This is a genomic window from Maritalea mobilis, from assembly GCF_004363175.1.
In the GTDB taxonomy this organism is placed as follows: domain Bacteria; phylum Pseudomonadota; class Alphaproteobacteria; order Rhizobiales; family Devosiaceae; genus Maritalea; species Maritalea mobilis.
This window is the reverse complement of sequence record NZ_SNYR01000002.1, coordinates 304,860-324,126: the sequence shown is the minus strand read 5'-3', so window position 1 is coordinate 324,126 and position 19,267 is coordinate 304,860. Positions and strand designations below refer to the sequence as shown.

Here is a 19,267-nt window from a genome sequence, read left to right as displayed (position 1 = left end):
AAATAGCTAGACGCTCATATTCAAAGAGCCTAATCTGCTGGCCAAAATTGAGTAAGTGACATGAAAATGAAGCAGTTGCGTAAATGTGTGTTGGTGGCAATGTTGGCGTTTGTGCCAGCGGGTGCCATGGCGGCGCAATATGAAGTGCGTGCACAAAACGGCAATGAGCAGGGGTGGTCGATCAAGGGTGAATGCGAAACCCAATCCAGCACCAACTGCACCTCAGCCTATTTCTGTTCCAACGAAATCTGGATGGCCAGTGCATCCTTTGATGCGGTGCAGCAGCGTCGCTATGATGGGCAGCAATTGGTAATTGTGAAAGATGGTAACCCCATCTGCGCCGTGAACTAACCACAGCACCTCAAAGCCACTATCATTTAAATGGGGCCATGCCTTTATTGGCCAATTGGTCCGCGCGCTCATTACCCTCATGCCCCGCGTGACCCTTCACCCAGTGAAATTCCACATTATGGCGCTTTAGCGCCTCATCGAGGGCCCGCCACAAATCTTCATTCTTAACGGGTTTTTTCGCGGCTGTGCGCCAGCCATTGCGTTTCCAGTTGGCAATCCAGCCCGTAATGCCGCCTTTGACATATTGGCTGTCGGTATAAAGATCGACGGCACAATCGCGCTTCAACGCGGTAAGGGCCTGAATGGCTGCCATCAACTCCATACGGTTATTGGTGGTTTCAGCTTCGCCGCCGCAGAGTTCTTTTTCATTGCCATTAAAGCGCAGCAGGGCGCCCCAGCCGCCAGGGCCGGGATTGCCTGAACATGCGCCATCAGTGAAAATTGTTACGCGCTCAGCCATGCCACATATCCCGTGTATATTTATGGAAGGTCATTTCCTGACCTGTTTTTTCTTCAATCTCAGTGTGGGTAAACACCATGCCGATGGACCGAAGAATTTTGATCGATGGCTTGTTGGCCGAATAGGCAAAGCCCCAGCAAAAATCATGATCGGTTTCGCGAAATAGCCAATCCCGAATGGCGATAGCCGCTTCGGTGGCATAGCCCTTGCCCCATTCGCTTTGTAACAAGGCATAACCAAGTTCCGGCGTGTCTTCCGGCCCATGCACGCCAAAGCCAGCGCGGCCAACGAATGCGCCATCTGATTTGCGGGTTAGGCGAAATTTGCAAAAGCCATGCTTTGCATAATTTTCTGCCCACTCATCCATGCGAACCTGCGCATCCTCGCGGGTCTCTTCACGACCGGTGAGATAGCGCGACACTTCAATATTGTTGTGCAGGCGATAAACATCATCAAGCTGATCTGGCGTCCATGTGCTGAACACCAGCCGCTCACTCTCAAACAAAGGCTTGCCGTCCATAATTTAGGCTCTGAGTTCTCGCGGCACGTTAAAGGCGATGTTTTCCTCAGCCGTCACCTTGGTGGAAACGGTGATTTCATAGTGCTCGCCAAACTTCTCGATGATCTCATTGACGAGCTCTTCCGGCGCGGAAGCACCTGCGGAAATGCCGAGCTTGTTCACCCCTTCAAAATCAGACCAGACAATATCGCTGGCGCGTTGAATGAGACCTGACTTCGGGCAGCCCGCGCGGTCTGCAACTTCCACCAGACGCATGGAGTTTGACGAGTTGGGCGCACCTACGACAACCATGGCATCCACATGTGGCGCGACTTGTTTCACTGCCTCTTGCCGATTGGTGGTGGCGTAGCAAATGTCTTCTTTATGCGGCGCGCTGATGCTCGGGAAGCGTTTTTGCAACGCGGCAACAATCGCCGCCGTGTCGTCTACGGACAGGGTAGTTTGGGTGACGAACGCCAAATCATCGGGAGATTTGGGCTCGAACTTTTCCGCATCTTCAACCGTTTCAATCAGCGTGATCGCGCCGTCAGGCAGTTGGCCCATCGTGCCAATCACTTCCGGGTGCCCCGCGTGGCCGATCAAAACAATTTCTTTGCCTTCATCAAAATGGCGTTGCGCTTCCACATGCACTTTGGAGACCAGCGGACAGGTGGCATCCAGATAGAACATTTTGCGCTCTTTGGCATTGGCAGGCACAGATTTTGGCACGCCATGGGCAGAAAAGATCACAGGGGCGTCAGTGTCAGGAATTTCGTCCAATTCTTCAACAAAAACTGCCCCCTTTTCGCGCAGACCATCCACCACATATTTATTATGCACAATCTCGTGACGCACATAGACAGGCGCGCCATATTTTTCGAGCGCAAGCTCCACAATTTGAATGGCACGATCCACACCGGCACAAAAACCGCGCGGTGCACAAAGAATTATTTCCAAAGGTCGTTTTTTTGTCATAGTGGTGAGATGCGATCTATTTGTGGTGAAGTCAAGACTGGACAAATGTCGAGTTGCCCTGAACTGATTTGAACCGCATAGTAATAAATGTGAATCTGTTTGTCTTGGGTGAATATTGTGCCACGCTCCATCAACCAGCAAATCTTTGCGCTTGCGCCGGCAAATGAGCCGCCGCGCCTGACGAAAGATCAGGAGCGATTGGTTGTGGGTAAAGCAGCGTGGATTTATGCCATGGCGCAAACCGGCGTGCCAACCGCACCCACAATTTGTTTGACGCGCCAGGCTTGGGAAAGCCTGAAAACCGCCGACGTGGGCAGCCCGATGGCCGCCCATTGGGTGGCAACGCTGTTTAAGCTGGTGCAAAAAGGCCAATTGCCACCAAAGCTTGTGGTGCGCACCGCGGCACACACTCATCTGGCTGGATTGGCGCGGGTGCGTGGCGCCATAGAAGCTCCAGCAAAAGACATTGATGCCATTGATGTGAAAAAGCCACTTGGCCGCGCCATTCAACGGGCGTTTGATTCTTACCAAGTGGGATCACCCGTCTGGGCGGATGATAGTGGCGCGAACCCTAAGGACGATCAAATCGTGATCGTGCAGGCCGCATTTGATCAGCCAGTGGTGCAAATGCAAACCAGAGATACAAATAGCGGCCTGATGGGCCCAATTGCACCTTCTGGTGATCGCGCCTTGCCGGAGAGTTTCACCAGCGCAGCAGGTCAAGAGCTTTGCGCCGCAGTGGACCGCTTGGCGGGCACGCATATGATTTGTTTGGCCGCACTTGCGGGGCGCAAAGTGGTGTTCCTTTCCGCGCGACCAGTACAAGCGCCAATTTCAGCCATTTTGGAAGCCGCTTGCGATCGTGTGGCGCGGGGCGTGTGGACGCCACGGCAGGCTGTGGGGCAAGTTGACCCGGGGCGTCTGCCGCAATTGCTGCACGCGCGGTTGAAAAGCAAAAAACGCGCTTCGCCGCTTGCCGTGGGCATGGGCGTTTCGCCCGGTGCCGCCAGCGGTGCCATTGTGTTTACGGCGGAAGATGCCGCCCGCTATCAAGCGCGGGGCAAAGATTGCATTTTGGTGAGCCTAGAAACTGGCCCGGCAGACATTGAAGGTATGCAAGCCGCAAATGGTATTTTGACAGCACGCGGTGGCATCACCAGCCATGCGGCCGTGATTGCGCGGGTGACCGGGAAGCCTTGCGTGTCTGGCGTGCGGTCATTGGTGATCGACAGCGAAAAAGGCACAGTGCAACTGGGCGAACGGACACTGCCACAAGGTGCGGAACTCACCATCGATGGCAATTCTGGCGAAGTGTTTGCAGGCGCATTACCGCTGATGCAGCCAAATATTGGCGGTGCATTGGGCAAGCTGCTGGATTGGGCAGATGGCAGTCGCACCATTGAAGTGCGCACCAATGTGGAAACCATTGAAGGCGCCAAAACTGCGCTGTCCTTCGGGGCGGAAGGGATCGGCTTAGCCCGATCAGAGCATATGTTTTTTTCCGCCGAACGGATGGTGGCGCTACGCCGCATGATGTTTAGCCAAGATCTTGAAGATCGGGTGGAAGCGTTGCACGGTCTTGTTGAATATCAGGCCAATGATTACGCCCAATTGTTCACGCAAATGGAGGGGCGCCCCATCACGGTGCGGCTGTTTGACCCGCCTTTGCATGAATTTTTGCCACGTAGCCAAGATGAGGTGGAAGAAACCGCTGCATCATTGGGGTTGAAAATCAGCGATTTTGAGCGGCGCTTGGAGCGCTTGATCGAAGTGAACCCCATGTTGGGGCACCGCGGCTGTCGCTTGGCGATCTCCCATCCCGAAATTTTGGAGATGCAAATCAAAGCGCTGGTGGCGGGTGGCAACGCGGCCATCCAGACCAATGATGTGCCTGTTAATCTGGAGATTATGGTGCCCTTCGTTTCATCCTCACGCGAGGTGAGTTGGGTCCGCAGCCACATTCTGGCATTGATGGAACAATTGGGCATGTCGCCATCAGAAACATTCAAATATTCTGTCGGCACGATGATTGAACTGCCACGGGCGGCGATCCGCGCGGGAGAAATTGCCAAACATGTCGATTTCTTCTCCTTCGGCACCAATGATTTGACCCAAACCACCTTCGGTATCTCACGTGATGACGCGCCTGCCTTTTTGGCCGCTTATCAGCGCAAAAAGCTTTACGATGGTGACCCTTTTGTCACGATCGATAAAAAGGGGGTTGGCGAGCTGATCCGCACCGCCATTCGGCGGGGCCGTGCCTCCAACCCAGATTTGAAAATTGGCATCTGCGGTGAACATGCGGGCGACCCGGAAAGCTTGAAGTTTTTCGCGGGGTTAAATGTGGATTATGTAAGCTGTTCGCCATTCAGAATCCCCATCGCACGGCTGGCCTTGGCCCAAGCTGCAATTTAACTCAAACTTGATCTGTCAAATTTTGGCCAAATAAACACCTTTTTGGCGCTGCAAACCGATCACATTCAGAACGTGTTCGGCGTTTACTCCCCATAAACCAAGATTCGACATAATGAACTCACGGCGCGTTTATGCCGTTGAGTAGCATCGAGTATAGAATGAGTGTAAAAATGGCTGGCCCGAAAGGGCAGGGGCGCGCAAAGAAACGGCCTATTTTCAAGGGCTTTTGCGCGATAGTAAGCTTTGCAACCGTGATGATCGCTTTTACCAACGTTTCTTTGGAACGGATGGACGAAAGTGCTGAACTGTTTATCGATCCGCTTGAGATTGATACGCTGATTTCGTCACGCAAGGCCGAACCTTCAATCGAAAATTTCTCTGTTGCTGCGGCTTTTGTTGGCCCTAACCGCGATGCCAAACGGGATCGTCGTGTAGGCCCATCTGCAATCGACATTGCAAAAAGCTTTGAAACAACGCGCTTTCAGATCGCTGAAGCACGTGCGCCGAAAACCATGCCACTGCCTGATCCTGTTATGGTGGCTTCGGTCGGCGATGTGCCGAAAAAGACCAAAGCCCCAACTGCTGATGTTGAACTGGTGGCGAAATCACAAGATATGCCAAAAATGGCTGCCCTAGAGGCGATTGATGCGATTTCTGGCACATCCGGTGCTGATCCTGATGCGATTGAACGCGACCCGAAATTGCCTTTCCCAGTGGCGGTGCCAACCAAACTGGCCTATGCGCGCGACAATGCGCCAAAAACAAAAGATTTGAGCGCGCCGCTGACCCAAGCGTCTATGGAAGCAAATGATCGTGAAAAATGGTGCATGGCCACCGCGATTTATTTTGAAGCGCGCGGCGAAAAATATCGTGGCCAAGTTGCCGTGGCGCAAGTGGTGCGCAACCGGGTTAAGCACAAAGCTTATCCCAACTCGATCTGTGGTGTGGTGTTCCAAAACCAAACGTGGCGCAATCGCTGCCAGTTCTCATTTGCGTGTGACGGCATTCCAGAACATGTGAATGAAAAGGGGGCGTGGGCCACAGCTGAAGAAATCGCGGATAAAGTGATCCAAGGCGACATCTATTTGCCAGAAGTGGCCAACTCAACCCACTATCACGCCACCTATGTGAACCCACATTGGGCATCGCGCTTGAAGCGCATGACCAAAATCGGCACACACATCTTCTATCGCTTCAAGCGTGGCTAAAACCTAGTCCGTGGCGACTAATGCGCCATGGACTTATAATAATAGATGATGGATGACGGGTTGTGCGCGAGGCCAATCCGACGATGATGTAGCTCAGCCTTGTTGAAATAAATCATCGAACCGCTGACAAAGCCTGGCACCAGTGGGAACACTTCTTCAACGTGAATGCCCGGATATTGCACATTTGATGAGGCGAAGCCGTCTGTCGAATAGGTGCCAGTGCTGGTGTATGCAATGCGCACTTCAGATTCATTGCCATAGCCAATTTTGCGCACCGTATCGCTGGCATACGGCACCATATCTACATTTTCGCTGGCGGTGATCTTAAAGTGCCGATCGTCAATGCGCACAAATTGCGTCACATCAATCGGCTTCGGTTCGTCTTTGTTTTGAACTTCCTCAACGCCCGCTTGAACGCTGCGCACAAATTCTGGGCCCATTTCAGCAAGGGCAACGCCGCCCGTTACCGCAAGCAAAAAGGCCAGCGGGCCCGCATGAAACGACGAAAACAATGATGTGCGCATTTTGGAATCTCCTTAAAAATCTTAATTAAGGATTTATCAACCATAGCCCGTCAGCGTCAAAACAATGCTTAAGAAATGGTTAATTTCCGTGTCAAAACGAGACAATTTCTGCGTGTGTTTTTACCGTGTGGAAAGGGCGCTGTAAGAATTAGCGCGCGGCGGGGCCGGAAATCTTGGAGAAATGATGCATGAATTGCTCATGCGCCACATGAATGGGCCAAGGGCGAATAAGGCTTTCAAACTCAGGCATATCGAAGCTGGCAAGGCTAGGTTCGCCAAACAGCTTGCGCGCTTCAGCTGGTTCAAAGCCTGCCAAATTGACGGCTTCGAAATAGGCAGCTTGCTGATCCGCCTTCTTAATCTGCTTTACCACGGCACTGGCCGGGTTGGCAGGCAGCGAAAAGCGCACATGAATTGCGCCAAGTAACCGATTTTCAAGCTGCTTATACTCACCACCCATTGCGGCCTTGAGGGGCGAGATGATGTCGCCCATCACATATTCGGGTGCATCATGCAAAAGGGCATAAAGGCGCGACGAGCCATCAAACTTCGGGTTTGCAGCAGCGGCAAGGTGCATCACCAAAATGGAGTGCTGCGCCACTGAAAAGGCATAATCCCCATTGGTTTGCCCATTCCAGCGGGCCACCCGGGCCAGCCCATGGGCAATATCGCTCAACTCAATATCCAATGGCGATGGATCCAACAAATCCAAGCGACGGCCAGACAGCATACGCTGCCATGCACGGGGTTGAGATTTCGCCATGGGGGAGGGCTCTCCGAAGTCTAAAGTCGATGCAGGTTAAGAATCGCTCAAATCGTAGCTTGCCCAGTTTGGAGCCGCAAGTTGGATTGGTTGTCCGCCATGCAAAAATGTGTCGCCCAGCTTAGCTTTATCGGTGCGCACCAAGGCCAAGCCAACAGTGCCGCTGACATTGAGCATATCGCCAACCTTTTTCTCGTCCACCTCAATCGTGGTGGGCGCTTCAAGCGGCTGCTCTGCGGTGACTTGCATCACGCGCTTGCGGGCTGTGCCGCGATGCTGCATGCGGGAAACAACTTCCTGCCCGATATAACAACCCTTTTTGAAGTCGATGGCGCCGGGCAGCAAATCCATGCCGATATCATGGGCGAATAGGCTGTTGGGTTCAAAGTCTGCCGGGCAGGCGGCAATGCCATTCTCGAACCGAGTTTGCGTGTAGGCCGATGTGCCATCGGCCCAGCTAGAAAATTCTTCAGCTGGCGCATAATGCCGAAAGCCCATGCCGGGGCGGATGTCTTTAAAGGCGTCGTCAGTTGGCTCGCTTGACCAACCGACGACCATTTCATCGCCGAGTTGTGTCATCTCTACATCGGCGCGCATTTTATAAAGCCGCATCCGCTTGAAAAAGTCGTCCACCAAGGCCGAATCGAGATCAGCGTAAAAAGTGTCCTCTTTGCGGAAAATCTGCCCCTCGAACATAATCTTACCCTGCGGCGACAGCAGCGCGAACCACTGGCAGGTCTTCTCCTCAAGCGCGCGCACATTGGCGGTCAGCGTGTCATGCAGCAGTTTTTCGGCGTCTTTGCCGGAAAAGGAAATCAATTTGCGGTCAAGTTTGAAAATAGTTGGCATAGGGCCTCTCACTTGGCTTGCCCTTCATGGGGGCATCGCGTTAAACCGGATAAACCTTCTTATCATCTAAAAAAGAGCACACCACCATGAATGCGAAATTTGACAAAGTTTTTATCAATGCAACGCTGGTCAATCATGATGGGGTGCACAAAGCAGATGTTGGCGTTGTAAACGGCCGCATTGCCCAAATTGGTGATCTGCAACATGCAGATGCGGGCGAAAAGATCGACTGCACGGGGTTGCACATTCTGCCCGGCGTGATCGACACGCAAGTGCATTTCCGCGAGCCAGGTGCAGAGCATAAAGAGAATTTGGAAACCGGATCGCTGGCGGCGGTGATGGGGGGCGTGACGGGCGTTTTTGAAATGCCAAACACCAACCCGCTGACCATTGATCGCGCAAATTTTGAAGACAAAATCAAACGCGCAACTCACCGGATGCATTGTGATTTTGCCTTCTATATTGGCGGCACTCACGACAATGTGGACGAACTGCCGATTCTGGAAAAACTGCCGGGCTGCGCCGGGGTGAAAGTGTTTATGGGCTCTTCAACGGGCTCGCTGCTGGTGGAAGATGATGATGGCGTGGAGAAAATCCTATCGGCCATCACCCGCCGCGCAGCGTTCCACTCAGAAGATGAGCCACGTTTGAACGAGCGCAAACATTTGCGCGTGGAGAACGACCCATCGAGCCACCCCGTATGGCGTGACGTGGAAGCGGCGGTGAAATGCACCACGCGCTTGCTTTCCATTGCCCGCAAAACTGGCAAACGCATCCACGTACTGCACATCTCAACCGCAGAAGAAATGGATATTCTGGCGGCCAACAAAGATGTGGCAACCGTGGAAGTTACCCCGCATCACCTCACATTGGACGAAACGGCCTATGATCGCTTGGGCACCTATGTGCAAATGAATCCGCCTGTGCGCAACGCTGAACACCGCGCGGGCATTTGGCGGGGCGTTGATCTGGGCATTGTGGATGTGCTCGGCTCCGACCATGCGCCGCACACCCGCGAGGAAAAAGACCAGCCTTATCCAAACTCACCCTCCGGCATGACCGGGGTGCAAACCCTCGTGCCGATCATGCTGGACCATGTGAATGCAGGGCGCTTGAGCCTTGAGCGCTTTGTTGACCTCACCAGCCACGGCCCGAACCGCCTGTTCCAAATCAACAATAAAGGCCGTATCGCCGTAGGCTATGACGCCGATTTCACCATTGTCGACATGAACCGCGAACAGACCATCACCAACAACTGGATCGCCTCAAAACCAGGCTGGACCCCTTATGACGGCGTAACCGTTAAAGGCTGGCCCGTAGGCACCATCCTCCGCGGCCACCGCGTGATGTGGGAAGGCGAACTGGTCGACGCCCATAAGGGTGAGCCTATGCGCTTTGCGGAGAGCATGGCGGGGTAGTTGCGGTTTATGTGGCGGCGTATTTGCAGCAAACTTAGCGATTTGTGTTGGTGGGTGAAATGCGCTTTTTGAAAGATTCGCCGATGTTCTTCAAAGGCAGAATTTTATCGTAATGTAGTATTAATCTATTGAGAAGATTTTTAGTATTTAGTCTGACAAAATATCTATCCCAAGAACTACTTGCCAAATATTTACAAAATCATGTAAGACTTTCAATTTTTTCTAACCATGCAGAGAAAATTGGGCACTGTTTACGCATACAATCTAATGTAACGTCTATAGCGGCGATGTTACCGTGAAGTACCTTGTTATAACTTGGAACGAGTTTCTGTATTCTCTTTGATGGCGCAGTTTGTGGACTGTCGTTGATATGTTCTGGTGATTCAAAAGCATCCCGAATTGCCTGAAACTCATCTGTCATATCAATTTCGCCCATACCATGAGCCATTTGTCTAGGGTCACTGAAAAGGAGGCCTTCAAATTCGTACATGGCAACGAATGGTATGAATCTATTAGCTATCGCCTCCCCATGATGTCGTCTAAAATCATCTAGGAGAGAAGCTTGGATATGTTTAGCTTTTTCTGAAACGGTGAGATCTTCGCAATCTGCACGGCCAGGCCAACCTGTATTCTCGTCCGCAGGAAGAGCATAGTAATCGACGAGAGTAGTTCCAAACGCCTCTTGGTCGCCGGTGAGATGTCTGGCAATCTCTGTATGCGCAGAATGCCAAGCGCAAATGCCACCTCGCTTTTTTCGCATTCTGGCTCTGCCGACTAAACGGGCGGATACGGAGGTGAAGCCTCCGCCATAGAGGTGCGGTGCCAACACTTCCCTGACAAATTCTTCTTCAGTTTGACCCTCAACATGAACAAGGAGGCGAGTCATTCGTTCTCACACTCCAGGTTTGCCACCAATTTCATTTTTTTCCCAAAGCTCTCCGAGGCTGAACTCTTTAAGCCAATTTTCGAGAGCTGAGTTTTCTAGTCGTTTGAAGGTGGATGCACCGTCCGCATTGTGAACCACAACAACTTCCTCAGGCTCAAACATATCGAGAAGCATAGGTGATTGAGTAGATATTATCACTTGGGCATCTGCTGACGCTTGTCGAACCATTGCACCCAAAACAGTGATGGCAGACGGGTGAAGTCCCAATTCAGGTTCATCCAACAGTATTACAGAGGGTTTGTATTTATAGGGTTGCAATAGCAATACCGTCAAAGCAATGAACCGAAGTGTGCCGTCAGAGAAACTTGAAACATCAAAATAATCCTCAGTTCCTATGTGCCGCCATTCTAATCGTATACTTTCCTCATTCAACGATCTAGGCTCAAGTACGAAATCTTTAAAAAATGGTGCAATACGTCTGACCGTATTCCTGATTAAACGATACTCCTCTTCGTGCTTGGTCTTTAATAGGTAAAGGAAGCCTGCAAGGTTGGCACCATCAGCACGTAAGAACCTATTATCGTCAACTTTTGCAGTTTTCTTGAGAGGAGAGGTGTCACTGGTGTCATGGAAGTGATAAACTCTCCAACTTTGTAATGCTTCGCGAACGTGCGCTTTAACGGAAGCTGTGTCTTCCGAACTGATAGCTGCTTCTGTTCCTGCCCTAGTGAGGCTTTCACTGTATGGTTGTGGATAGGATTTGTTCCAATAATACGCAGTTTCAGAAATCGGCACCAACCCATCTTCCACCGTGGCAGACAATGAAATTTTATACTGATCCACTTTTTCATTTAGATAAACGTGAAATGTCACTTCGGATGTGCGTTTTGAGCCAAAGTGTAAAATTGAATCTGCACCGCCAGAAGTTTTAACATAAATTCCCAATCGGCCTTCGGTGATTTCGCGGAGAAATTTGAATACTCCGATGAAATTAGATTTCCCTGACCCATTGCCGCCTATTAGAACATTAATATCCTTAATATCGAGCTGCAGCTCAGCAATACTCTTAAAACCACTAACGCATATTTTATCAATTCGGTTCAAGTTTCATGCCTTCGTGCGCTGTAATTTTTTATGGTTGGATCCATGTTCAAACGTTCAACATACCTCAGCTACTTTCATTGCATAGCATCTGAAAATTAGCAACTTTCGTTTTCAATATGCGCACCTAAGTTAGCGTAAAATGAATTGGGACTAAGTTTCCATATTTGGCATAGGTCTGCTTCAATTCATATTCACATATTATTCGGATTTTTTTGGCGAATTTAAGGGGCGTCCGTACATACACTGCTCTATAGGATGTTAAAAACTCGCCACTCCACAAATTCTACCCATAAAAAAAGCCCCGGCAAAACCGAGGCTTTTGTCCTAATCGCCCGCTACGAAAAACCGCCAGACGCCGTTTTTGTCTATGCCGACGCGGAAGAAGTACCAGCCGCCATAGAGGCGCATTTCTTCTACGTCTAGGTGGCTGACGAGTTTATAGACTTCCACCAGTTCTTGATTGCTCAAATCCTGCAAATTGTGGGTGGCATAGGCGGGCCAGACGAACATTTTGGGTTCGCCTTCGCCCAAATCCTGAACCGCATAGGGCGCTTCGAGCAATTCGAGCATGATGCCCATCAGCTCGAGGCCTTCACCATCGTTTGAGCTTTCGCGCAAAAACTGGATCGGGTTATCCACTTCGCCAAAGCTAAGGCTGGGCACATTGGGTTGTGCGTCCAAAATGGGGCGGAAATTTTCGATGTCGCCAGAGCGGGCCGCGTTCATCAAGAGATCGCGCATTTTTGCCACTTCGCTGGGCAGAATAGACAGGTCGCGTTGCGGCTCCAAATTGTCATAATCTGCCGCGCGTTCTTGCGCATTTTCATTCGGTGGGATGATGATTTGATCATCAGTTGGATCAGCGGTGCCAAATTGTGAGGTGACTTCGCTGTTCGCGGTGCTGCTATTATCGCTTGTGGTGGCGAAAGCAGGTGCGGTGAGGGCACCTGCGAGGAGCAACATAGACAAGGCAGTTGGTGCAAGGAGCTTGGCCATTGGTCAGCCTTTATAATAGATCAAATTATTGAATTGTGCGGTCAACCGTATATTCGCCAAGTTGAACTTGGCCAGGCAGTTTTTCCAGCAATTTAGCAATTGGCTCTTCGCCATATTGTTCCACCAAAGTGGCAATGGCAGCAAACAAGGCAGCATGGGCCAACGCTTCTTTTTCAACGCCTTCCACATCGGCATTGCGCCATGCTTCAGCCAGATATTGCAGCGCCAATTGGCGCTCCTCATCATCGCGTTCAAAAAGCGATTGCGTGCGTGAATGTTCAAACATGTATTTCTCCTGACATCCAAGCTGTAGCATGGCTTTTTGGCGCGGACATCAAGGTTCTTTAATAAAGGTTAATTTCGGTGAGAAATCCACATTATTCGGCGTAGCGGATGTGGATATCATAGCTGATCTTGGCACCTTCATCGAGAAAGCGGCTGGTCAACAAGCTGGCCGAGTCGGTGCAGCGGCTATGGGATTGTTGGAAATCAGCATAATTGTCATTAAACGCACCCGCCAACCGCGCGCGCCGGTCATCATCAACTTCATCCAAATCCATCAGATCAGCCAATTGGCCGCGCCAATCAACGCCTGAGCGCAAGCACAAATCGTCTAGATGATAAAGCGCACCCATAATCTCCGCCAACCGCTCCATTTGCGGCTGATAAGCCGGATCAATGGCCTGCGCGGGCAGTTGGCTGCCAATGCACAGCAAAAGCGCGGATAAAGATGTGGCAATTTTTGCGCGCAAAATGGTCTCCAAAAAAGTGCGACATCGTCAGTCTTAAGACGATGCCGCTTTGGAGGCAAGTTTTATTGCAGGATGGTCAAATCGCTCATAAAGGCGCGGGCAGCAAAGGCAAATGTGACCTCATGCACCACGGGCTCTTCGCCAGAATCTGTTTGTCGCACAACTTCGATATTCCCCACATCGCGCCCCTGGCTGATCTCGCCGCGATCAAGCGCTGAGGCTTGGCCCGCAGACCAACGGAAGATCAAATCTTCATGAGTGACTTCGCCTTGTTGCTGCAACAGCGGCAGGGCAACGCCAACAGGCGTGGGCGATTGCACCAGCGCCACGCGCATCATCGGGTTGATGTCATCGGGGATTTCACCGCGAAACAGGAAGGGCTTAGCCGATTTGTCATATCCGACATAAGGATTGCGGCCCATTTGCTCGATGCGGCGCGGGTCAGGCACTAAAATGTCGCCATCGGGATAAGTTTCGCGAAAAAGTTTCAGGCTCATCAGACGCGAAGGATAGGCTTTCAATTTCTCGCCAGCACGCGCGCCAGCAATGGCCTCGCCCGTAAATTGCTGCCACCAATTTTGTTGCGCCCGATCATACATAATCAGGTCGGAATGGCGGAGTTTGCCTGACGTGCCAAACTCTACGGCTTTGCCATCGACCCGGCGATCAAAAACAATGGAGGTGTTGCACAGGGGGCAATAGGTGACCGCGATGGGCGTATCGCCGATCTGGTCATTCACAATTTCATGCCACATCATAATGCGCAAAGGGTAGGCGCGGGCGACACCATTCAGATCTAACCCGATGACAGGCTCATTGTCCGGAATGCTGGCCTCGCGCGCAACGGGCTTAAATTGGGGATCATCAATGGAGGGGATATTGTCGCGATCAATAACATCGACCACCTCATTGTAACGGATGGTCGCTTTGGAAAAATCCGTTTCCCAGCCTTCCAGCATCCAACGTTTCGGCACAGCCTGTTGAGGTTGCAATTCCTGCGCAAGCGCGGCTGAGCTGCCGTTAAATATGGCTATTGCAATCAATATATTGAGAATAATCTGTCGCATTTTGCCTCCCAAAACTGAGGGCAGTTTGGCGCAAAAATTGAGTGATCACCAATCAAATACACTCACAGATCAGTGAGCCGTTGGCGAGCCGCATGGATGATGGCCCATAAATCGGGCGTATAGTGCAGCTCTGGCACCTGATGCAGCGGGATGATTTGCACGGCGGCGGCATCGTCCAGCGCTTGAGCCGCGGCGATGTCGGCCTTGGCGGCAAACACTTGCAACGTGAACCCAGCTGAATTGTGCTTTTGTACCTTATGGAAATCGCTGACCTGCAATCCGGTCTCTTCCAGGATTTCGCGCCGGATCGCGTCGGTTGCGGATTCGCCTGAATTTATGCGCCCACCGGGCAAGGACCAATAATGCTGATAGGGCGGGTTTTTGCGCTGGACCAGCAGCACATTGTCGCCATCAAACAAGGCAGCGCTGACCACATCGACTTGTTCACTCATAGCGGCGGTAACCGACGTTTTACAGGCGAGCTTTTGATGATGGAGCTATTGGTGGCTGCATATTGGCTGATATTGTCGAGGATCAAATCCAACTGTTCAATCGATTTGAGATAGATTTTGCAGATAAAGCAATCCTCGCCAGTGACCTTGTCACATTCGGTGATTTCAGCGGTTTGCTGAATAAGCTTAGTGACGCGCTGCAGTTGGCCGGGCATAGGGCTGACCCGCACAATGGCACGCAATGGATATCCAATTTGCTCCGGTGCGACGGTCAGCGTATGGCCGCGGATCACCCCACGTTCCTCCAACCTTTTAAGCCGCTCTGAGGTGCTGGGAGCAGATAACCCAACTTTCGCCGCAAGCTCCTTGAGGGGCGTTTTGCCATTTTCAAAAAGAGTTTCAATCAATATTTTATCTGTGTTATCCATGTGAAATAGTGTCTTTGCCTAATTTCGTTCGGTAAAATTAGATTTTAGCCGAATTATTTATATGTGCAACTCTAGCGCTTGGGTTTAGCGTTGAACCAGATTACAAAGAGTTTGAAAGAGAAAAAAATGCAACGCAATTGGATTGGGGTGGTGGAACTGGTCACCGCCATGATGATTTCCGGCACCATCGGCTTTTTTGTGGTGGTGTCCAACCAACCCACATTTAACGTGGTCTTTTCCCGCTGCCTGATTGGTGCGGTGGGCCTTGGCATTGTTTGCGCGGCTTTGGGCATGTTCAAACGCGAATATTTCACCAAGCGCAACATCACACTGGCTGTGCTGAGCGGCGTGGCGGTGGTGACCAACTGGATATTGCTGTTCGGCTCTTTCTCCAAAGCCTCCATCACCATTTCCACCGTGGTCTATCACACACAGCCGATCATTCTGGCGATGATGGGCGTGGCGTTTTTGGGCGAAAAGCTGAACATTTCGAAGGTCTTTTGGCTGCTGTTCGCTTTTGTTGGCATGATTGCGGTGGTCAGCGCGCGCGATATTTCCACCGACACAGGCACCGACTATTTGATGGGCGTCATCATGGCCTTCGGCGCGGCGGTGCTTTATGCGGTGACCGTGTTGCTGGTGAAAAAGCTGACAGGCGTGCCGCCTCATCTGGTGGCGCTGACCCATGTGAGCGTAGGCACCATCATGCTTTTCCCTTTGATGCAATGGCAAATCATGCCCAACGGACAAGTGGAGTGGGGCGCCATTCTCGCGCTGGGCCTAATGTGCACGGTGCTGATGTATATTATTATGTATGATGGCATTCAGCGGCTGGAAACCAGCGTTACGGGCGCACTTGCCTTTATCTATCCTATCGCTGCGATTGTGGTGGATTATGTGGCCTTTGATCGGCAATTGACTTGGATGCAATGGGTTGGCTCGGCGGCGATTTTGCTGGGCGCGGCGGCCATGACGTTGCGCTGGCGCGTGCCCTTTATCGACCAGGCAAATCGCGATAAAGTTGCGGCCAAAACAAGTTAGGTAAAACCATGTGCGGGCGGCTCGATCTACATCATCCACGGGAAGAATTGATCAATCTGTTCAATTTGGATGCCCAGTTGAATGATTTTCCTGCCCGCTACAATATTCCGCCCACCCAACCTGTGTTGAGCATCGTCAATCATGGACGCGGCAACGAAGCGCATTTGATGCGCTGGGGGCTGGTGCCGCATTGGGTGAAAGACCCGCGCGAATTCACGGTGCTGGCCAATGCGCGAGTGGAAACCGTGGCCGAAAAGCCAGCGTTTAAAAGCTCGCTGAAAAACCAGCGCTGCCTGGTGCCAGCCAGCGGCTATTATGAATGGCTGCGCCAGAATGGCGAAAAGCAGCCCTTTCATATCCATAAAGAAGACGGCTCACTGTTGGCGCTGGCGGGCCTTTACGCCACATGGGAAGGGCCAAACGGGGAAGAGATCGACAGCTTCACCATTCTCACCCAAGAGGCGACAGGCGAACTGGCCGACATTCATCACCGCACGCCTGTTCATGTGCCTGAAGAGAACATGGATGAATGGCTCGACACCAAAAATGTGAATGCGCAAAACGCGCTGAAACTGGTGCGACCACTGATCAAATATAACGTGACCAGCTACCCTGTATCACAACGGGTGAACAATGCCCGCAATGAAGGCGAAGACTTGATTGTGGAAGTGGAGCTGGAGGCTAAGCCCAAAGAAAAAGCCGCGCCGAAGCCCAAAAAATCGACGCAGCTTGATTTGTTTTAAGGGCTGACAACTTTTCCCGGATTGAGAATGTTTTTAGGATCAAGCGCCAGCTTGATGCTTTTCATCATATCCAGTGCGGTTGGATCTTTCTTTTGCGCCAGCAAATCCCGTTTGAGTTGGCCAATCCCGTGTTCCGCTGAAATCGAGCCATTAAGCTTGGCCAAGATCTCATAGGTCGCATCGTGGATAGCGGGTGCGATTTCACGCAAATCGCCTTCAAAGTCTATCGGGGCCAAAAAGTCATAATGAATATTGCCGTCGCCCATATGGCCAAAAGCAATGGAGCGAATGCCCGGCAAAATTTCTTCAGCGACAGCGTCCACCTGTTCAATCAGCGTCGGAATGTCGCGAATGGCGACAGAAATGTCGTGCTTAATAGCCTGGGCTTCACGCTTTTGGCATTCCGCATAATTCTCGCGCATCAGCCACATCAATTGACGATCCGCCACCGAGTTGCAAAGAGAGGCGTCGGCGACCCACTCGCGCTCAAACAAATCTTCCAGAATGGCCAAAAGCGCACCATCATGGTCGCCTTCGAACAAGGAGAGTTCCAAAAGAATGTGCCACCCAGTAGGCGTTTCCGTTGCGCGCGGATCGCGATTGATTAGATTATGTTTTAACTGCAAATCCATGCCGATGGTGGGCAGTAATTCAAATGAGGTGAGGCGGTTGCCCGCGCGTTCGCGCACCAATTCAAAAATATCCACGCCAACTTGCGGCGAGGCGATGTTGAGCAGGGCGGTTTCAAAAGTGCGCGGGCGTGGGAACATTTTGAGCGATGCTGCGGTGATGATGCCCAGCGTGCCTTCGGCGCCCACCAGCAAATCTTTCAAATCATAGCCCGTATTGTCTTTGCGCAATTTCGATAGGCCATTGTAAATGCGCCCGTCGGCTAACACAGCCTCAACGCCCATGCACAAATCGCGGGAGTTGCCATAAGCCAAAACCGCGGTGCCCCCGGCGTTGGTGGACAGAATGCCGCCAATTTGGCACGTGCCTTCCGAACCAAGCGACAAGGGAAACAGCCGATTTGCCTCTTCCGCATGCTTTTGAGCGTCAAGCACCGTAACGCCTGCTTCAAGCGTCATCACATTGGTGGACGGGTCTACATCGCGCACTTGCTTCATTTTGACGAGGCTCAGCACAATCTCATTGCCCATGGCTGGCACTTGTCCGCCCACAAGCCCCGTATTGCCGCCCTGCGGCACCACAGAAATCTCGTTTTGATAGGCGAATTGCATTACTTTTTGCACCATCTCAACCGTAGTTGGCGTGACGGCACATTGGGCCCCTTTGGTGTATAGCCCGCGCGGCTCTTCCAGAAAGCGTGCCATTTGGTCTGGCACATCATGATAATTCGCGTCACCGACAATTTCTTTTAGTTTTGCAAATAGTTGCAGCTGCGCCATGAACTCTTTTCGCTCGCTAATCGTGGAAGGAATAGTAGAAAACTTACACAAAAACTTGCCCGTTTTCGCGTGCTGTGTCAAAACCCAATGCAAAGGTTTTACTCAAGGAGTTCATTTATGACCAGCGGCAACCTGATGCAAGGCAAACGGGGCGTGATCATGGGCGTGGCCAACAATCGGTCAATCGGTTGGGGCATCGCCAAAGCAGTTGCAGGCCAAGGCGCAGAGTTGGCGTTCACTTATCAAGGTGAAGCGTTGAAGCGTCGTGTGGAGCCGTTGGCGGCAGAAGTTGGATCAGAATTGGTGATCGAAGCTGATGTGACCGACGAAGCTGCGTTGGACAAAGCTTTCGCTGCCATCGAAGAAAAATGGGGCAAAATTGACTTCTTGGTGCATGCCATTGCCTATTCTGACAAGAATGAGCTTGAAGGTCGCTTTATCGACACCACACCAGGCAACTTCCAGAACTCTATGAACATTTCTGTATTCTCATTCGTTGCTGTGGCCAAACGTGCCCGCAAGATCATGAATGAAGGCGGTTCGTTGGTGACATTGACCTATTACGGGTCTGAAAAAGTAGTGCCAAACTACAATGTGATGGGCGTGGCTAAAGCAGCGCTGGAAGCATCTGTACGTTACTTGGCCGCTGATCTTGGCCCTGAAGGCATCCGCGTGAACGGCATTTCCGCTGGCGCCATCAAAACATTGGCTGCTTCTGGCATTGGTGACTTCCGCAAAATGCTGTCTTACGGCGAAGCCAACTCACCATTGCGTCGCAATGTGAGCATTGACGAAGTTGGCAATGCAGGGCTTTACCTCTTGTCTGACTTGTCTTCTGGCACCACAGGTGAAATTCACCACGTGGACAGCGGCTACAATGTGATGGGTATGCGCGTTCTCGACAGCGAAGAATAAGCACCAGCTCAA

20 protein-coding genes and 2 pseudogenes are annotated in these 19,267 nt (G+C 51.6%); 7 read left to right on the top strand and 15 right to left on the bottom strand.

All coding sequences use genetic code 11. The annotated features are described in order from the left end of the window. Nucleotides 1–66 precede the first annotated feature (66 nt). A complete protein-coding gene (locus tag ATL17_RS09395) occupies nucleotides 67–351 on the top strand; it encodes a hypothetical protein (protein WP_133572551.1) in 285 nt (94 codons plus the stop codon). A 22-nt stretch (nucleotides 352–373) separates the two neighbouring features. Here ATL17_RS09395 and rnhA read toward each other — a convergent pair whose 3' ends face one another. From rnhA to ispH, 3 genes are read right to left on the bottom strand one after another with little or no spacing between them, the layout of a single operon-like run. Further along, nucleotides 374–811 (bottom strand): ribonuclease HI, encoded by a 438-nt coding sequence (rnhA, locus tag ATL17_RS09390; RefSeq protein ID WP_133572550.1) that lies wholly within the window; start codon nucleotides 809–811, stop codon nucleotides 374–376. Beyond that, nucleotides 804–1,331, bottom strand: coding sequence for a GNAT family N-acetyltransferase (locus ATL17_RS09385; protein WP_133572549.1), 528 nt, complete (start codon nucleotides 1,329–1,331; stop codon nucleotides 804–806). Before ATL17_RS09385 ends, rnhA begins: the two co-directional genes overlap by 8 nt. A 3-nt stretch (nucleotides 1,332–1,334) precedes the next feature. Beyond that, nucleotides 1,335–2,285 (bottom strand): 4-hydroxy-3-methylbut-2-enyl diphosphate reductase, encoded by a 951-nt coding sequence (gene ispH / locus ATL17_RS09380; RefSeq protein WP_133572548.1) that lies wholly within the window; start codon nucleotides 2,283–2,285, stop codon nucleotides 1,335–1,337. Between the two features lie 117 nt (nucleotides 2,286–2,402). Between ispH and ATL17_RS09375 the strand changes: the two genes are divergently transcribed. Together ATL17_RS09375 and ATL17_RS17180 are read left to right on the top strand one after the other, a co-directional pair. Further along, the gene (locus ATL17_RS09375) at nucleotides 2,403–4,700 is read left to right on the top strand and encodes a putative PEP-binding protein (RefSeq protein WP_166638981.1); all 2,298 of its coding nucleotides are present in this window, start codon (nucleotides 2,403–2,405) and stop codon (nucleotides 4,698–4,700) included. Nucleotides 4,701–5,512: 812 nt separating this feature from the next. After that, a pseudogene (locus ATL17_RS17180) lies at nucleotides 5,513–5,908 on the top strand (cell wall hydrolase); the annotation flags it as partial. A gap of 17 nt (nucleotides 5,909–5,925) precedes the next feature. Here the strand turns inward: ATL17_RS17180 and ATL17_RS09365 are convergent. The 3 genes from ATL17_RS09365 to ygfZ form a co-directional block, all read right to left on the bottom strand. After that, nucleotides 5,926–6,432, bottom strand: coding sequence for a hypothetical protein (locus tag ATL17_RS09365; RefSeq protein WP_133572545.1), 507 nt, complete (start codon nucleotides 6,430–6,432; stop codon nucleotides 5,926–5,928). Nucleotides 6,433–6,580: 148 nt separating this feature from the next. Beyond that, entirely contained in the window at nucleotides 6,581–7,195 is a 615-nt protein-coding gene (locus ATL17_RS09360; RefSeq protein WP_133572544.1) for an HD domain-containing protein, read from the bottom strand. Nucleotides 7,196–7,231: 36 nt separating this feature from the next. After that, complete coding sequence (ygfZ, locus tag ATL17_RS09355) at nucleotides 7,232–8,044, bottom strand: CAF17-like 4Fe-4S cluster assembly/insertion protein YgfZ (protein ID WP_133572543.1); 813 nt, start codon at nucleotides 8,042–8,044, stop codon at nucleotides 7,232–7,234. Between the two features lie 83 nt (nucleotides 8,045–8,127). On the opposite strand from ygfZ, the pseudogene ATL17_RS09350 reads away from it, so the two are divergent. Continuing rightward, nucleotides 8,128–9,462 (top strand): annotated as a pseudogene (locus ATL17_RS09350) (dihydroorotase); the annotation flags it as partial. Nucleotides 9,463–9,661: 199 nt separating this feature from the next. Here ATL17_RS09350 and ATL17_RS09345 read toward each other — a convergent pair. From ATL17_RS09345 to ATL17_RS09310, 8 genes are all read right to left on the bottom strand, one after another. Further along, nucleotides 9,662–10,348 (bottom strand): DUF4276 family protein, encoded by a 687-nt coding sequence (locus ATL17_RS09345; RefSeq protein ID WP_133572541.1) that lies wholly within the window; start codon nucleotides 10,346–10,348, stop codon nucleotides 9,662–9,664. 6 nt (nucleotides 10,349–10,354) lie between these two features. Next, on the bottom strand, nucleotides 10,355–11,452 hold the full coding sequence (locus ATL17_RS09340) for an AAA family ATPase (protein WP_133572540.1): 1,098 nt from the start codon (nucleotides 11,450–11,452) through the stop codon (nucleotides 10,355–10,357). 324 nt (nucleotides 11,453–11,776) lie between these two features. Further along, nucleotides 11,777–12,448 (bottom strand): hypothetical protein, encoded by a 672-nt coding sequence (locus ATL17_RS09335; RefSeq protein ID WP_133572539.1) that lies wholly within the window; start codon nucleotides 12,446–12,448, stop codon nucleotides 11,777–11,779. 25 nt (nucleotides 12,449–12,473) lie between these two features. Continuing rightward, a complete protein-coding gene (locus tag ATL17_RS09330) occupies nucleotides 12,474–12,734 on the bottom strand; it encodes a hypothetical protein (RefSeq protein WP_133572538.1) in 261 nt (86 codons plus the stop codon). A 91-nt stretch (nucleotides 12,735–12,825) separates the two neighbouring features. Further along, nucleotides 12,826–13,200: a TIGR02301 family protein gene (locus ATL17_RS09325; protein WP_166638980.1), complete on the bottom strand. Its 375-nt coding sequence runs from the start codon at nucleotides 13,198–13,200 to the stop codon at nucleotides 12,826–12,828. Between the two features lie 62 nt (nucleotides 13,201–13,262). Further along, the gene (locus tag ATL17_RS09320; protein ID WP_133572536.1) at nucleotides 13,263–14,267 is read right to left on the bottom strand and encodes a DUF3179 domain-containing protein; all 1,005 of its coding nucleotides are present in this window, start codon (nucleotides 14,265–14,267) and stop codon (nucleotides 13,263–13,265) included. Between the two features lie 62 nt (nucleotides 14,268–14,329). Beyond that, nucleotides 14,330–14,719: an NUDIX hydrolase gene (locus ATL17_RS09315; protein WP_133572535.1), complete on the bottom strand. Its 390-nt coding sequence runs from the start codon at nucleotides 14,717–14,719 to the stop codon at nucleotides 14,330–14,332. Then, nucleotides 14,716–15,147: an Lrp/AsnC family transcriptional regulator gene (locus ATL17_RS09310; protein ID WP_133572534.1), complete on the bottom strand. Its 432-nt coding sequence runs from the start codon at nucleotides 15,145–15,147 to the stop codon at nucleotides 14,716–14,718. Before ATL17_RS09310 ends, ATL17_RS09315 begins: the two co-directional genes overlap by 4 nt. 126 nt (nucleotides 15,148–15,273) lie before the next feature. Here ATL17_RS09310 and ATL17_RS09305 point away from each other — a divergent pair, with 126 nt between their 5' ends. After that, complete coding sequence (locus tag ATL17_RS09305; RefSeq protein WP_133572533.1) at nucleotides 15,274–16,188, top strand: DMT family transporter; 915 nt, start codon at nucleotides 15,274–15,276, stop codon at nucleotides 16,186–16,188. A gap of 8 nt (nucleotides 16,189–16,196) precedes the next feature. Then, nucleotides 16,197–16,931: an SOS response-associated peptidase gene (locus ATL17_RS09300; protein WP_133572532.1), complete on the top strand. Its 735-nt coding sequence runs from the start codon at nucleotides 16,197–16,199 to the stop codon at nucleotides 16,929–16,931. Here the strand turns inward: ATL17_RS09300 and ATL17_RS09295 are convergent. Beyond that, the gene (locus ATL17_RS09295) at nucleotides 16,928–18,340 is read right to left on the bottom strand and encodes an FAD-binding oxidoreductase (protein ID WP_133572531.1); all 1,413 of its coding nucleotides are present in this window, start codon (nucleotides 18,338–18,340) and stop codon (nucleotides 16,928–16,930) included. The two genes, ATL17_RS09300 and ATL17_RS09295, sit on opposite strands and share 4 nt — an antisense overlap. Nucleotides 18,341–18,457: 117 nt before the next feature. Here ATL17_RS09295 and fabI point away from each other — a divergent pair, with 117 nt between their 5' ends. Then, nucleotides 18,458–19,255: an enoyl-ACP reductase FabI gene (gene fabI, locus ATL17_RS09290; protein ID WP_166638979.1), complete on the top strand. Its 798-nt coding sequence runs from the start codon at nucleotides 18,458–18,460 to the stop codon at nucleotides 19,253–19,255. Nucleotides 19,256–19,267 lie beyond the last annotated feature (12 nt).

What these genes read in the sequence shown, in the direction of transcription:
- ATL17_RS09320 (WP_133572536.1), bottom strand. Translation starts at nt 14,267, where the DNA reads ATGCGACAGATTATTCTCAATATATTGATTGCAATAGCCATATTTAAC.
- ATL17_RS09305 (WP_133572533.1), top strand. Translation starts at nt 15,274, where the DNA reads ATGCAACGCAATTGGATTGGGGTGGTGGAACTGGTCACCGCCATGATG.
- ygfZ (WP_133572543.1), bottom strand. Translation starts at nt 8,044, where the DNA reads ATGCCAACTATTTTCAAACTTGACCGCAAATTGATTTCCTTTTCCGGC.
- ATL17_RS09345 (WP_133572541.1), bottom strand. Translation starts at nt 10,348, where the DNA reads ATGACTCGCCTCCTTGTTCATGTTGAGGGTCAAACTGAAGAAGAATTT.
- ATL17_RS09310 (WP_133572534.1), bottom strand. Translation starts at nt 15,147, where the DNA reads ATGGATAACACAGATAAAATATTGATTGAAACTCTTTTTGAAAATGGC.
- ATL17_RS09315 (WP_133572535.1), bottom strand. Translation starts at nt 14,719, where the DNA reads ATGAGTGAACAAGTCGATGTGGTCAGCGCTGCCTTGTTTGATGGCGAC.
- ATL17_RS09335 (WP_133572539.1), bottom strand. Translation starts at nt 12,448, where the DNA reads ATGGCCAAGCTCCTTGCACCAACTGCCTTGTCTATGTTGCTCCTCGCA.
- ispH (WP_133572548.1), bottom strand. Translation starts at nt 2,285, where the DNA reads ATGACAAAAAAACGACCTTTGGAAATAATTCTTTGTGCACCGCGCGGT.
- ATL17_RS09300 (WP_133572532.1), top strand. Translation starts at nt 16,197, where the DNA reads ATGTGCGGGCGGCTCGATCTACATCATCCACGGGAAGAATTGATCAAT.
- rnhA (WP_133572550.1), bottom strand. Translation starts at nt 811, where the DNA reads ATGGCTGAGCGCGTAACAATTTTCACTGATGGCGCATGTTCAGGCAAT.
- ATL17_RS09330 (WP_133572538.1), bottom strand. Translation starts at nt 12,734, where the DNA reads ATGTTTGAACATTCACGCACGCAATCGCTTTTTGAACGCGATGATGAG.
- fabI (WP_166638979.1), top strand. Translation starts at nt 18,458, where the DNA reads ATGACCAGCGGCAACCTGATGCAAGGCAAACGGGGCGTGATCATGGGC.
- ATL17_RS09385 (WP_133572549.1), bottom strand. Translation starts at nt 1,331, where the DNA reads ATGGACGGCAAGCCTTTGTTTGAGAGTGAGCGGCTGGTGTTCAGCACA.
- ATL17_RS09360 (WP_133572544.1), bottom strand. Translation starts at nt 7,195, where the DNA reads ATGGCGAAATCTCAACCCCGTGCATGGCAGCGTATGCTGTCTGGCCGT.
- ATL17_RS09365 (WP_133572545.1), bottom strand. Translation starts at nt 6,432, where the DNA reads ATGCGCACATCATTGTTTTCGTCGTTTCATGCGGGCCCGCTGGCCTTT.
- ATL17_RS09295 (WP_133572531.1), bottom strand. Translation starts at nt 18,340, where the DNA reads ATGGCGCAGCTGCAACTATTTGCAAAACTAAAAGAAATTGTCGGTGAC.
- ATL17_RS09395 (WP_133572551.1), top strand. Translation starts at nt 67, where the DNA reads ATGAAGCAGTTGCGTAAATGTGTGTTGGTGGCAATGTTGGCGTTTGTG.